Source organism: Methanobacterium formicicum DSM 3637 (genome assembly GCF_000302455.1).
GTDB lineage: Archaea > Methanobacteriota > Methanobacteria > Methanobacteriales > Methanobacteriaceae > Methanobacterium > Methanobacterium formicicum_A.
This window is the reverse complement of record NZ_AMPO01000003.1, coordinates 24,759-39,033: the sequence shown is the minus strand read 5'-3', so window position 1 is coordinate 39,033 and position 14,275 is coordinate 24,759. Positions and strand designations below refer to the sequence as shown.

The 14,275-nt window shown below is 38.4% G+C and carries 15 protein-coding genes; 14 read left to right on the top strand and 1 reads right to left on the bottom strand.

Going from position 1 to position 14,275, the window contains the following annotated elements:
- The first annotated feature begins 22 nt into the window (after positions 1-22).
- The 14 genes from A994_RS04220 (at position 23) to hemA (ending at position 12,774) form a co-directional block, all read left to right on the top strand.
- Positions 23-1,096: a rod shape-determining protein gene (locus A994_RS04220; RefSeq protein ID WP_004030067.1), complete on the top strand. Its 1,074-nt coding sequence runs from the start codon at positions 23-25 to the stop codon at positions 1,094-1,096.
- A gap of 200 nt (positions 1,097-1,296) precedes the next feature.
- The gene (gene rnhB / locus A994_RS04215; protein ID WP_004030066.1) at positions 1,297-1,917 is read left to right on the top strand and encodes a ribonuclease HII; all 621 of its coding nucleotides are present in this window, start codon (positions 1,297-1,299) and stop codon (positions 1,915-1,917) included.
- A gap of 191 nt (positions 1,918-2,108) precedes the next feature.
- A complete protein-coding gene (locus A994_RS04210) occupies positions 2,109-2,951 on the top strand; it encodes a MotA/TolQ/ExbB proton channel family protein (protein WP_004030064.1) in 843 nt (280 codons plus the stop codon).
- Between the two features lie 234 nt (positions 2,952-3,185).
- Positions 3,186-3,578 (top strand): ExbD/TolR family protein, encoded by a 393-nt coding sequence (locus tag A994_RS04205; RefSeq protein ID WP_004030063.1) that lies wholly within the window; start codon positions 3,186-3,188, stop codon positions 3,576-3,578.
- A gap of 177 nt (positions 3,579-3,755) precedes the next feature.
- Positions 3,756-4,358, top strand: coding sequence for an IMP cyclohydrolase (locus A994_RS04200; RefSeq protein WP_004030061.1), 603 nt, complete (start codon positions 3,756-3,758; stop codon positions 4,356-4,358).
- Between the two features lie 283 nt (positions 4,359-4,641).
- Complete coding sequence (locus A994_RS04195; RefSeq protein ID WP_004030060.1) at positions 4,642-5,406, top strand: coenzyme F420-0:L-glutamate ligase; 765 nt, start codon at positions 4,642-4,644, stop codon at positions 5,404-5,406.
- A gap of 321 nt (positions 5,407-5,727) precedes the next feature.
- Positions 5,728-5,874, top strand: coding sequence for a hypothetical protein (locus tag A994_RS13355; RefSeq protein WP_004030059.1), 147 nt, complete (start codon positions 5,728-5,730; stop codon positions 5,872-5,874).
- A gap of 101 nt (positions 5,875-5,975) precedes the next feature.
- Entirely contained in the window at positions 5,976-6,881 is a 906-nt protein-coding gene (gene cofD, locus A994_RS04190) for a 2-phospho-L-lactate transferase (protein WP_004030058.1), read from the top strand.
- A complete protein-coding gene (locus tag A994_RS04185) occupies positions 6,878-7,633 on the top strand; it encodes a GTP cyclohydrolase III (RefSeq protein WP_004030057.1) in 756 nt (251 codons plus the stop codon). Before cofD ends, A994_RS04185 begins: the two co-directional genes overlap by 4 nt.
- A gap of 253 nt (positions 7,634-7,886) precedes the next feature.
- Entirely contained in the window at positions 7,887-8,603 is a 717-nt protein-coding gene (locus A994_RS04180) for an MJ0144 family RNA dihydrouridine synthase-like protein (RefSeq protein ID WP_048204072.1), read from the top strand.
- A gap of 139 nt (positions 8,604-8,742) precedes the next feature.
- A complete protein-coding gene (gene atwA / locus A994_RS04175; RefSeq protein ID WP_004030054.1) occupies positions 8,743-10,338 on the top strand; it encodes a methyl coenzyme M reductase system, component A2 in 1,596 nt (531 codons plus the stop codon).
- 1 nt (position 10,339) lies between these two features.
- Positions 10,340-10,816 carry a methanogenesis marker 9 domain-containing protein gene (locus A994_RS04170; protein ID WP_004030053.1) on the top strand — a complete coding sequence of 159 codons (477 nt, stop codon included), beginning with the start codon at positions 10,340-10,342 and terminating at the stop codon, positions 10,814-10,816.
- A 17-nt stretch (positions 10,817-10,833) separates the two neighbouring features.
- On the top strand, positions 10,834-11,454 hold the full coding sequence (locus tag A994_RS04165) for a precorrin-2 dehydrogenase/sirohydrochlorin ferrochelatase family protein (protein WP_004030052.1): 621 nt from the start codon (positions 10,834-10,836) through the stop codon (positions 11,452-11,454).
- 123 nt (positions 11,455-11,577) lie between these two features.
- On the top strand, positions 11,578-12,774 hold the full coding sequence (gene hemA, locus A994_RS04160) for a glutamyl-tRNA reductase (RefSeq protein ID WP_004030051.1): 1,197 nt from the start codon (positions 11,578-11,580) through the stop codon (positions 12,772-12,774).
- A gap of 420 nt (positions 12,775-13,194) precedes the next feature.
- Here hemA and A994_RS04155 read toward each other — a convergent pair whose 3' ends face one another.
- Positions 13,195-13,974: a DUF4013 domain-containing protein gene (locus tag A994_RS04155; protein WP_048204071.1), complete on the bottom strand. Its 780-nt coding sequence runs from the start codon at positions 13,972-13,974 to the stop codon at positions 13,195-13,197.
- Between the last annotated feature and the right edge of the window lie 301 nt (positions 13,975-14,275).

The window sequence follows — 14,275 nt, the reverse complement described above, 5'->3', positions numbered from 1 at the left end:
ATGAAGTTTAAGGAGGATTAAAATGTTCGGTTTAGGTAAGAAAGAGGAAGTAGAAGATGACAAGAAACAAGCCTTGTCCAATACTTTGGGCATAGACTTAGGGACTCTTAACACAGTGGTGGCTAGACCATCCGGAGATAAATTTGATTTATTCAAAATACCCTCAGTAGTGGCTGTAAAAAAAGAAGACCCTGGTTACGTACTGGCAGTTGGTGAAGAAGCCAAAGCCATGCTTGGAAGAACCCCAGAGGATATAATTGCAGTAAGACCACTCAGGCAGGGAGTTATTGAAAGCATTGCTCAGGCAGAATCACTACTACTGTATTCCATGGATTTAGGTTCCGGTGATGACACCGCAAGTATCGACCGAATTGTTGTTGGTATTCCTGGAGACGCTTCTGAAGTGGAGAAAAAAGCTGTAGAAGACATTGGAAAAAAAGCTGGAGCCAATTATGTTCTGGTGATAAGTGAAGGACTGGCAGCAGCAATAGGCGCAGGTCTTCCAATTGCAGAAGCCTCTGGTACCATGGTGATCGATATAGGTGCTGGATCCAGTGATGTGGTAGTAATTTCCCTTGGTGGAATAACCGATATTGAAACCATACGCAGCGGTGGAGACGATATAGACTCCAACATCGTTGAAAAAGTGAAAGAAATCTACAATGTAGAAATAGGTATCCACGAAGCTGAAAAAGCCAAAATAGAAGTGGGAATGGTTCACTCCGAAACTGATGGAGAAAATGGTAAAACCGTGGTTATTGGTAAATCCATGGCAACCAACAAACCAGAAAAAGTGGAAATAGATTCCCACCTGGTGGCAGATGCTGCTGAACCAATCATTGTTAGACTGGTAGATGCCCTGGCAAAAGTCCTAGAAAGAATGTCACCCGAACTCATTTCCGGTGTTTACAACAAAACCGTAGTAGTAGGTGGAACTTCCCAGCTTAAAGGACTTAAAGAACGTATCTATGAGGAAGTAGGTGTTCCCGTGGAGATCTCAGATGATCCAATGACTGTGGTTGCCAAAGGAACCGCAATTGTGGCTGCTGAACCACGTGCACTGGAACCAGAAGTACGTCTTAAAGCCATGAAATAAATATTAGTAAAATATTTGTGATTAAATCGGGTCGTTATCCTTTAAAACAAGATTTCTAAAGAGGATAACATCATCCCCATTTAAATCACGGTCTATTTTAGGATGCCTATTTTAAATATAATTTAGGAATATCCATTTTTAAAAAGGTACACCCTTTTAAAAAAAATTAAAGATAAATAATAACAAAAATATTGAAATCCATGAAAATATTAGGAATAGATGAAGCAGGCCGAGGATCTGTTTTAGGGCCCCTGGTTGTTTGCGGTGTTGCAGTGGAAGAAGATCGAGTGAAATATCTTGAAAGACTCGGTTTAAAGGATTCCAAGAAGATTTCACCCAAAAGGAGATTATCTTTATCCAGAAAGATAGAAAGAATCGCAGAATGTCATACTGTAAACATCACTGCTCTGGATATAGACACACTACGATCACGGGATGTTAACCTGAATGAGATTGAAAAAATCGCCATTAATCAGATCATTGGTAATTCTAACCCATCCACTTGTTTCATTGATTCCATGGATGTTAAACCGGAAAGGTTGGCCAGTGAACTGGAAAGCATGCACTCACAACTCAATGTGGTGTCTGAACATAAGGCAGATGACCATTACCCCATTGTCTCTGCAGCATCCATTGTAGCCAAGGTGGAACGTGACCGGGCCATACAAAATATTCGAAAAACATACCCCGATGTAGGATCTGGTTATCCCAGTGATCCCAAGACCATTGAATTCTTAAAAACACTCAGCCAGGAGACACCGAATGAGTTACCAGAATTCATACGCAGGTCATGGGCTACAGTTGAAAGAATATTAAAATAATTAAAGGTTAATTAGATTTATTTGAATACATGGAATATTAAATGGATAATTGGAATATTGGAAAATATTTGGAATAATAGAATTGGAATAACTGAAATTACTAAAACAGATAACAATTCATGATAACAATTCTCAAAATCAATATAATCAATATAATTCTTAAATCCACATTAAACTAATACGAGGATAAGATGATCTACGAATTTTTCGCAGGCTCCTTTGCCACCATAATGGAGATGTTCAAAAGTGGAGGAGTCATCACCTATATCATTACCCTAATCGGAATTTATGGAATATATTCTTCTGTAGAGAAAATATATTACCTGCGCAAGATATCCTTGGTAGGATTACCCCAGATCATGGGAGACGTTAACAAAGCCATGGAAAGAGGTGGTTCTCTGGAAGCATTACGTTCCATAGGACGTTACCAGAATCCTATTTCTAAAATAGTTGCAGAAGCCCTTAAAATCGGTTTTCGTAACAACAGAGAAGTTGAAGATGCCATGGAAAGGGTGTTCATTGTGGAAATGAGCCGTATGACCAAAGGACTGGATACCATACGAACCATTATTGAAATAGCACCCCTTTTAGGATTGATTGGAACTGTTCTGGGAATGTGGTACACATTCAAAGCAATGGGAGTAAATGCCAGCCCGACTGGTATGGCTGAGGGTATTTACGTGGCACTTATTACCACCATTGCCGGTTTGGCCGTGGCCATAATTATCCTCCCCCTATACACTCATATTAACAGTAAAATAGAGCATGAACTGGATAAAATAGAAATCGCCAAAAAAATGACCAACTGGCGAACTGCAGAGATGCGCATAAAAGTGGATTCAGATATTGAAAATGCAATTACTGCCTTAAAAGAATCTGATGGTATTTTAGAAGTGAAGGAACTTCATCAGGATAAAGAAGCTAACATCTGGATTTCACTGAATCCCCACATGCTGGAAAAAAGTATCGGCAACATAATTAAAGAGAAATGCAATACTGAAGCCAGGATTGTGGAAAGTAAGCTAAAACAGTGAAAATAAATCAGTAATTTCAATAAATAGTAAAATAATGAGTAAGGTTCAAATAATAATTGTTTAATACGAATTTCAATTAACTTCAATTAGAATGTAAATAATTCAAAGTAATTAAATCCACAAAATAATTATATTCCTAATCAGAAAAAACCCAATTTCGGATTATATCATTACATAAAACTGTAAAATTGAATAATAAACTAAATAATAATTAAATTAAAGGGGAATTTGGAGATGACTATAGATACCAGTAGTTACCGTAGGAAAATGCGTAGCAAACAGGCCAGGGTTAATCTGGTTCCCCTCATTGATGTTATTTTTACTATTCTCATATTTCTCATGGTTACCAGTAGTTTCCAGGTTGCAGCTGATTCCAGTGCAGGTAAACCACAGGTAAGTCAAAGCAGTGGAAGCTCAGAATACTACCTTTTCCCAGTGACTGGTCTTAAAACTGTCACCGTCAATGGAGTGGATATGTCCAAAGACATTCGTAACAGTGCCATTGCAATCCACACTCAAGTAATTGATGAAGGAGAAATCATTATCAAACCCAAGGAAGGATCCATCATCATCACTACACCTGCAGGGATGAGTCCAGATAAGGCCGTTAATATTCCCTCAACTTGACCCCACCCAGTTTGACCTACGACTATTTACTGTATGATACATAATTACAAAATACACTCCGTGAACTTTTTATGAAGTTTGCAGATAATTTAGGATTAAAACTCTAGGATTGTAAACTCTCATAGATTGCATAATCATTTAAAATTTAAAAGAGTGAATATTGGAAAGGTGAAATACATGTATCTAGGAAGAATATTGGCAGTTGGAAGTAACAAAACAGGTAACTTTGTGGCGTATAGGGTGTCCAGCCGTTCATTTCCCAACAGGATGACCAGCACGTTCCCTGAAAGGGTGGCTGTGGTTCCAAAAGAAGGATTTGAAAAGGATGTTTTTGTCAGTCCCTACATAGCCTACAATTGTATCCGTCTGGTGGATGATGTGGCAGTGGTTTCCAATGGTTCCCATACCGATGTTATTGCTGAAAAAATAGCATCAGGTATGAATATCCGGGATTCTCTGGCTCTTTCACTCATGACCATGGACTACGAAAAAGATGACTTTAACACTCCCCGGATTGCAGGGGCTACCACTTTAGATGGGGACTCATACATTGGCATTGTTACCCATGAAAAGGTCCAGGTGGAAAAGGTTCCTAAGGGTGAATCCAGTTACATTGCTACTTATGAACATATCCAACCCAATAAAGTGGAATTTAGTGCAGGTAACGTCTCAGAAGCTGCTCAATTCATAATGGATGGAGGCAAATTCGCAGAATTCACCAATCCAGTAACTTCTGCCGCTGCATTCGGTAAAAACAGTTGGGAATTAGATTCCATCTAAATCATACAAAGATTCAACGGTTAAAAAAATTTCCAACATTTTTTTTAAGATTAGAATTCTCCTCAAAAAAATTTCACAGATTAGAATTCATCAAAAAACCTGCTGTTTACAATGTAATCAGTGAATTATGTAAACTGAATTTTGTAATCCACATTATGTAAACTGGACTTATGTAAATTGGAATTATTTAAAGCAGAATATATGTAATCTGTGAATAATGACACTACACTGATAGAAAAATAAATTATTTAAATTTATAAAAATATCCCTTCTGTGTGAAACTATGGAAATTAAAATTATAGGAATCAAAGGTATTCCCCTCATTAAAACTGGAGATAATCTATCCCAACTTATCTTAAAGGCGGCAGAACTGCAGGACCTTCAACTGGATAATGAGGATATTCTGGTTATTGCTGAAACTGCAGTGGCCAAAGCTGAAGGCAATTTAATTCATTTAGAAAATGTTAAACCAAGCCCAAATGCCATAGAAATTGCCGAAGTAACTGGGAAAGATGCAAAGTTGGTTGAAGCAATAATTAATGAGTCAAATGAAATCATTAAGGTTGGACCTGACTTCATTATCTCAGAAACTAAACATGGTTTTGTGTGTGCCAATGCAGGTATTGATGAATCCAATGTAGATGATGGGCTGGCAACACCCATACCACTGGATCCGGATAACAGTGCCCAATTGATAAGGGAAAAATTAGAAAAAACTACTGGGAAAAGTGTTGCAGTAATAATATCTGACACACAGGGCAGAGCATTCCGAGAAGGTGCTATCGGAACCGCAATTGGAATTTCAGGGATGTTACCAACATGGGATCGTTGTGGTGAGCTTGATTTATATGATAGAGAACTTAAAACTACCAGTATAGCTGTTGCTGATGAATTATCATCTGCAGCATCCATGGTCATGGGTCAGGCCAATGAGGGAATACCAGTAGTTATAATCCGCGGTGTTAGTTACTTTAAGAAACTCAGAAATGAATATGCCAATATAAAACCATTAATAAGACCCAAAAAATACGATGTTTTCCGTGAATAAATTGTTTTCTAAACAACATATTATCTAAACCCACACACAAAAAGATCATTTAGAACTTAGGGAATAATATTGAATAAAATGGAAATATCGGATAATATGGAATGATTTAAAACTGTGAATAAACTTTCATAGAAAAAAAACTTCATAGAATAATGAGGAAACTTTGAAGAAAAATTTAAGGATAATGAAATTTTTAAATAAAAAAACTGTTTAAGAAAAATGCTTTATAAAACAATTTGGTTTTATGAACACATTTGATTCTATGAAACATTGGCTGAAATGATTGAATTATCTGAAATGATCGAATTATGAGTTGATCTTATGCCTGTTAATCAGATTGAAACACAACTGGAAGCTATAACCACTACCATTGCTTATCTAGAAAAGAAGGGTTCTTGTGACCCAGAAGTTCTGAAAGAACTAAAAAATGAGCGAACTCGCCTTTTAAAGGAACTGAATGTTCATTAAACAGGCATTTAATCCTTAATAATTATACAGTCATTAATAATTATGAAGAATGAACTGTAGTTTATAACAAATATTGATAATTAGTTTATACGTTGATAAAAATGATAAGCGTGCTTTCCGGTGGAACCGGCACTCCAAAACTCCTTCAAGGTATGATGGGGTTGGTAAATCCTGAAGATATCACGGTAATTGTGAACACAGTGGAGAATGATTATTTCTCAGGAGTTTACGTGGCCCCTGATGTGGATACAGTGCTTTACACCCTGGCCGGGATCATCAATGAAGACACTTGGTACGGAGTTAAGGATGATAGTTTTATAACCCATGACCGGTTAAAGGAAATCGGGTGTCCGGAAACCCTAAAGATTGGAGATCGTGACCGGGCCCTGAAAATCCAGAAAACAATATTAATGAAAGAACATTCCCTATCTGAAGCTGTAGATACCCAGAGAAGGGAACTGGGAATCAAGTCCAGAATAATTCCCATGAGCAACCAGCAATCCCATATCACCATAACTACCAATCTAGGTGAAATGGAATTCCACCAGTTCCTGGTTGAAAACCAAGGAAAACCAGAAGTACGCAAGATCAGTTATCAGAAGGTTGATCCTGCTCCAGGTTTAATAGAGTCAATTGAAAACTCAGATATGGTAGTTATTGGACCTTCAAATCCCATAACATCCATAGGACCCATAATATCAGCCAAAGGTGTTCGGAAAGCTCTTAAAAATTCTTATGTTGTTGGTGTATCCCCAATAGTTGGTGATAAACCAGTTAGTGGTCCTGCAGCTAAGTTTATGCAGGCAATGGGTCATGAAGTTTCATCTCTGGGCGTGGCTGACATATATAAAGATTTTATGGATAAATTCATAATTGACCTGGTGGATAAAGATCATCAGAAAGAAATAGAAAGACTAATATCAGATGTCATGATAACAGAGACCATCATGACCAATGTCATAGATAAGATAAATTTAGCCAGATGTATTTTGGGTGAAAATATATGATACAAATGACTTTAATTCAAATTGACAACTACGGACCCTGGACTGTTACCCCCAAACCAAGGGCCGAAGCAGACCTGCAGATATTGCAGGCAGAATTATACGCCGACCTGCAAAGGCAATTCGCAGTCAAAGGGGGACTGGTTTTCTTCACCCGCTTTGATAACATGCTGGCGGTTACCAACGGAGTGGACATGGATCACCATCTGCGTATTCAAAGGTCCATCAACAACCGTTACCCCATAACCGTGAGTATGGGTGTGGGAACTGCCGAAACTCCCTACGAAGCACAGAGAAGCGCCACCAGTGCACTTCAAAAATATGGTGGAGCCCAATCAGAGGACCGTAGCGAAATCCTGGCCATTGAAGGCCTGGTGAAACCAGATGACAGTTTTGTGCAGATTGCCCATATTGACATAAATGGAATCACCGATTCCTTAACCGATATCATTCCTGCGTATGACACTTCTTTTATAGTTAATCGAGTTCAGCACTTCCTCATGAAAAAATTAATTGAAAAGGGATCTTTGCTCTTTTTCATTGGTGGAGATAACTTCATGTCTCCATGTAATGGTATGAATCCCGAAGGACTGCTCACCATAATTGAAGAAATTGAAGAAGAAATTAATATCGCCCTGAAAGCAGGCGTTGGAAAAGCACCTACCGCTGAAAAAGCAGCTAACCTTGCTGATCTAGCCCTAGAAGAAATTCGGGATGGTTGCACCTACAATCTGGTTCATGTTTTGAAGGAATAAAATTTACACACTATTGAAATTTTTATAAAAAAGTTAATGGATAGTATTAAAAAATAACGGATTGTATAGTCTTTCAGTATCAATTTGAAAATTAAACAGTTCATGATATTTGAAGCTTCATGAGCAGTTGATGCTAATTATACTAACCTTATGATCAAATACTAACCTTTCAATCAAAGATTTGATTGACTCAACTAACAACAATTATATTTAAGAACATATTGGAGTGGAATTTATTGAAGTCCTAGCTCCCATGGCCGGTATCACCGATGGTACTTTTTGCCGGGACATTTCAACGCTTGGGTTTGACATGGTAACCTTGGGAGGTTACAATGCCGATCAACCCACTCACAATGCAGGACAGGACATCCTGGCACGTGGAAGACCTGAGTTTGACTTAAAACCAGGGGAATTAATTTCTCACCTGGAAAAAGAAACGTTTCTCCTTAAGGATCAGGACACATGGAACGGCATAGTTTCAGTTAATCTCCGTGCCATGACTCCAGATCCTATTATTGAAGTTTCCCGACTTAAAAATGTGGATGTGGTGGAGATCAACGCCCACTGCAGGCAACCGGAAATAACTGATCTGGGCTGTGGACAGGCCCTCCTGAATAACCTGTCTCATCTGGAAAAATTCACCAGAGAAGTGGTGAATAAGGCAAAGAGTGAAGTATCAGTGAAAATACGAGCAAATGTCCCCGGTGTGGATGAAATTAAAGTAGTTCAGGCCATTGATCATGTTGGAGCGGATTATTTACATGTAGATGCCATGAAACCTGGTTTTAACTCAGCAGATTATGACCTGATTAAATCCATCCGTCCAGAAACTTCTATGTTCATTATTGGTAACAATTCAATTAGGGATGTTGAATCCGCCCAGAAAATGTTGGCTGCTGGTGCAGATGGAATATCAATTGCCAGAGCTGCCATTGGCGGAACACTGCCCTTTGATCTATCCCTAATATAGCAGTGAATATTTTTTTATATATAAAATTTTTAATATTAAATCATATAAATTAAAAACAATGGATCAAAATAATAAGAGAACATAAGGCCCATAAGATAAACTACTCATTTAATTTATTATTATTGAAGAAGGTGGTTAAATGTCTTTTATAAAATTGGAAAACGTCACCAAGACCTTTGATGGTGTAGAAATCCTGAAAAACCTGAACATAACCATAGAGGAAGGCGCTGTCCTGGGTATTCTGGGAAGAAGTGGCTCTGGAAAGTCAGTCCTCATAAACATGTTAAGGGGAATGAAGGACTACCGCCCCACCGAAGGCCGAATCATTTATAATTTGGCTGTTTGCCCCGAATGTCTGAGGGTGGAACCACCTTCAATGGCAGGGAAACTCTGTGGATGTGGATGTAATTTTGAAGCTCAGAAAGTTGATTTCTGGAATGCGGATCGTAAACTTTTCGCTGCAGTCAAACGTCGTATTGCCATCATGCTCCAGAGAACATTTGCTCTTTACGAAGATGACACAGTTATAGATAACGTTATAAAATCAATCACTGGACACGATGAAGAAGAAAGCACCTACATGGCCATTGATCTTCTGGATATGGCCCAGATGACCCACAGGATCACCCACATAGCACGTGATCTTTCAGGTGGAGAAAAACAGAGAGTGGTTCTGGCTAGGCAGATCGCCAAGGAACCAATGATATTTTTAGCTGATGAACCCACTGGTACACTTGACCCTCAGACTGCTGAATCCATACATCAAGCCCTAATTAAAGGGGTAAAAGAAAAGGGAACCACCATGGTCATCACTTCCCACTGGCCAGAAGTAATGCGACAACTATCTGATTACGTAATCTGGTTAGAGAAGGGAGAAATTGTGGAAGAAGGAGACCCTGAAACTGTGGTAAAAAGTTTCATGAAACAGGTCCCCCTTCCTGAAAAGAAAACCGAGTTCAAGGCTGGTGGCCCCATCATAAAAATGGAAGGAGTAAAAAAACACTACTATTCCATTGATCGGGGAGTGGTTAAGGCAGTGGATGGTATAGATCTGGAAGTAGATCAAGGAGAAATATTTGGAGTGGTTGGACTCTCAGGAGCAGGTAAAACCACCCTTTCCCGTATTCTTTATGGTCTCACCGATCCCAGCAGTGGCCAGATAATGGTTAAATTAGGGGACAACTGGATCGACATGACCGAAAAAGGTATATTCGGCAGAGGCCGTGTTAAACCATACCTTGGAATATTACACCAGGAGTACAGCCTTTATCCCCACAGAAACGTTTTAGGAAACCTCACCGAAGCAATTAGTCTGGAACTACCCGCAGAATTTGCTAAAATGAAAGCATTATACGTCTTGAATGCCGTGGGTTTCGATGAAGCTTATGCTGAAAAGATAATCACCAAATATCCGGATGAGTTAAGTGGAGGAGAAAGACATCGAGTGGCACTGGCCCAGGTTCTAATTAAAGAACCAAATATCGTCATCTTAGACGAACCCACCGGTACCATGGACCCCATAACCAGGGTACAGGTTACTGATTCAATCAGAAAAGCAAGGGATGAACTTAAACAAACTTTCCTCATTATAAGCCATGATATGGACTTTGTGCTGGATGTTTGTGACCGTGCAGCCCTCATGAGAGGTGGAAAGATCCTGAAAATTGGTCTGCCTCAAGATATTGTTGAAGATTTAACCCCTTCAGAAAAAGAAAAAATGTTAAAGGAGGAATAAGATGGTCTGGGAAGATTCACCATCACATGTGTGTCGAGGTGGAGACAAGAGAGCCTTAACATTCTGTTGTCCTCCTGTCAAGCCTTGCCCCATAGTATTCGCTCTTGAAGAAGCTGAAATGACTCCTCAAGAGTACATTGAGATTAAAGAAAAATTTGGAGAAAAAACCCGTCTGGGTGAGGGTGAAGGAACCTGTTTCGGATCCCTGGTATGGTGCTGTAAACCATCCAAACCATGCCCACTGCGGGACATGGTACTGCGCAGGATCGATATGAGTCCTGAAGAGTACATGGATCTAAAACACCAGTTATCACAGGAACTGGTAGGTCATGAAACTGTAGATAACGAAGAAAGTATTAAAGCTCTTTCTGATACATTCGGTGTTTCCAATGAGGAAGCAACACAGGTTCTTTCAGAGTGCGGTAACGACCTGAAAACTGCCATTAAGGTTCTCAGGATGAAAAACCTGGAGTTATAAACCAGGGAGTGTTACCCATGGGATGGACCCCGCTCTACCTGGAGATGCAGGATAAAAACGTCTTGGTGGTTGGAGCAGGGGAAGTTGGGCAAAGAAGAGCAATCCGTTTCCTGGAGGCTGGTGCTAATTTGACTATGACTGGAGGTCAGGTCCCCCAAGAGCTCGAAGAAATGGGAGTCATTCCCCAACCAAGTTCAGAGCTTCCGAAATGGGTTGATTGGGCTGATCTGGTGGTGGTAGCCAGTGGAGATCAGCAGTTGAACCAGGAAGTAGCCCATCTAGCTAAAGATAAGCTCATAAACCGTGCTGATTATCCGGAAGAGGGTAATTTTATTGTTCCATCCTCTTTTTTTATTAAAGATGTGCAGTTTTCCATTTTCACCCAGGGAAAAAGTCCAATTATGGCACGACAGCTGCGAAAACGTATCCAGGCCATGATCCAGGAAGAAGATATTTTAAAAATGGAACTTCAGCATTTCACTCGCCAGTTACTCAAAGGAAAAGTGCATGATCAAAAAAACCGCCGCGATTATTTATACCAAATATTAAATGACAAGAAGATTAATGAATTTTTAGATAAAGGTGAACTGGAAGAAGCCCAGAATTACGTTACCTTTCTTCTAGAAACCCAATATTGATACATAAATATTAATTTCAAACTACAATCGGAAGACAATCTTGACCATTATTATTACAAAATTAACTTAGAGTAATATAATTATTATGAAAACCTAACGTTTTCCAGTTTTAGGAGGGCTAGAGTGATTCTTAACATCAGGATCGACCATAAAACAGCGGATATTCGCAAAATAGAGGAATCCACCCATAAATTGGATGAAATATTCGCGAAAATACAGGAAGATCACTCAGTAAAGGAGTACATTCTTCTAAAAACCTGTAACCGTGCCGAACTTTACCTGATTCTGGATGAATGTTATTTGGATTACCACTGGGGTGGCCTGGTAGTCGAAAAGAATGAAAAAGCCCTTGAACATGTTCTTAAACTTTCCTGCGGATTGGAATCCATGATCATTGGAGAGGATCAGATACTGGGCCAGTTGAAAGAGGCCCATAAAACCAGTATCAAGGAAAAACATTGTGGCCCAGTTTTAGGGACCATCTTCACCAAAGCCGTACACGTAGGACAGGCAGTGCGGAAGAAAACACGAATAAATCAGGGATCAGTTTCCATTGGTTCTGCAGCAGTTAACCTGGCAGAATCTGTTCTAGGTGATCTCAAATGTAAGAAAGTGCTGATTATAGGGGCAGGTAAAATGGGAACCCTGGTGGCTAAAGCCCTGGTGGAAAAACACCTCAAGGCAATCGTGGTGGCTAACCGTACCTATAATCGGGCAGTTTGTCTTGCTAAGGAATTAGAGGGAAGTGCAATTCATTTTGACCGTCTGGCTGAGGCTATGTATGATGCAGATGTGATCATATGTGCAACCGGAGCTCCTCACCCCATACTTACTCAAGAAAAGGTGGAAGCATCTGTTCCTGCTGAAAACCTGGAGAAAATGGTGATGGTTGATATTGCCAATCCAAGGGATATTGAGGAGGATGTGGCTCAGTTGGGAGTGAGACTTTACAACATAGATGATCTCCGTGATATTGCCGATAAAAACAGGAAAATGAGGGAACGTGAGGCATGTGAAGCTGAAAAGATTATTGCTGAGGAATTGCAGCTTTTGGAAACATCCCTGCGGCATCTGGAAGTAAAACCCATTATTGGAGATATCAGATCCCAGGCCGAAGTAATCAGGCAAAGAGAAACCAAAAAGGCACTTCGCATGCTGGGAGACATGAACGGCAAGGAGAAGGTGGTTGATGACCTTACCAAAGTGGTAGTTGATCGTGTTTTTTATGATATAATCCATAATTTAAAAGAAGCAGCAGAAAATGATGATAAGGATGTTTTAGAAGCTGCAAAGTATATTTTTAAGGATGAAACTCGCTGATAATTTTTAGATAATTTTTATACCCCTAATAATTACTAATTTTGATTAAAAAGTTAAATTAAAGTTATCTTAAAAAATCTATGAATCAATTCCATAAATCTCCTAAAAATAATTCATTAGAATCCTCCTAAAATATCCATAAAAAATAATTCTATAAATCTTCTAAAATGTCCATGAATTTAATCAACTCCAGCATGGTTCAGATTAGATTAACTAATTGAACCTATCATTTAATTTATACTATTTATTAATTAAATGATGTTTGTCAGTTTTTGACTGCATCAAATCAACCTAAGCAACATATTCTACTACCAATATTGTAGATTCGCGAAATTAATTTTAGATTCTCTAATATAAACTGTTTACATGAACTCTTTTTGACAAAAATAACAGATCATATTTAAAAAAAAATATTTAATTTTATAAATCATTTATTTCTTCATCTGGCGATTTATCCGGTACATCAATCAAGCCTAGTAAACGTGTGGTGAATATCATTAGAAAAGGAGCGATTAGTACTGTAGAAATGACATCCCCCACTGTGGAACCCAAATACGGAATTCCATGGAGGGTGTCAAAAATTAATCCTCTGACAATGTAAAGGATGACTATGGTGATAAAAGAGACCACAACCATATTTTTTAGACCTACGCTGCGTATTTTTCTAAATACATGAGTTAAGTTAAAACCCCAGCGAAGGCTCCCCTCATGATGAGCCATGGTTAGAATTGCACCCTGCATCGTAATGTTAAAACAAAGAAAGAAAAATAATGCAATGATTATTGTTAAATAAGTGTTCAGTGGCCCAAAATCAAGGTTAGTCATGTCCACAATCTCAGCAAATCCAAAAATAAAGAGGATGACCGGAATGATAAAGTAAACGATTAGGATCACGCTTTCCTTGATTCCATGAGTGAACAAGTTTAAGGGATGGTGGAAACTGGGAGGTCGAGTTGATCCCTGTACTGTTTCCTCCACTATACGAAAACCATATCCGACCTCCATAAATGACAAAAATAAAAGAATAATAATTATTAAAAAGCCAAATAAGCCCCACAATGGTGAAAAATCATCAAGCCCTATAATATGATCGGTTAAAAATAATATTAACCCTAGTACTAAAAAATTACGCCAATCAGAGACTGAATAAAATATTGAATCTTTTATAATGGACTTTAATTTCACAGAGAACACCTGCATCCCCTAAAAACTCTATTTAAATTGCCATATGGATAAATTAGGGGGATCTTGTTAGATAATGAATTTAATTACTGATATTAAATTTAAACTTATATAAACTGTTTTTCACAATATCTCTCTAACCAATCCTGTTAATTTTATCTTAAATTATTATTTATATCTTAAATAATTAGAATTATTATTTAAGGACTCTTTTAAAATATTTCAGAAGTTTATAAGCAGATTATATGATCAAAATAGATATAATAATATACCATGTTTGAACGTCAAATATAGTACATCTAGTTAAAAAAAGAAAAAA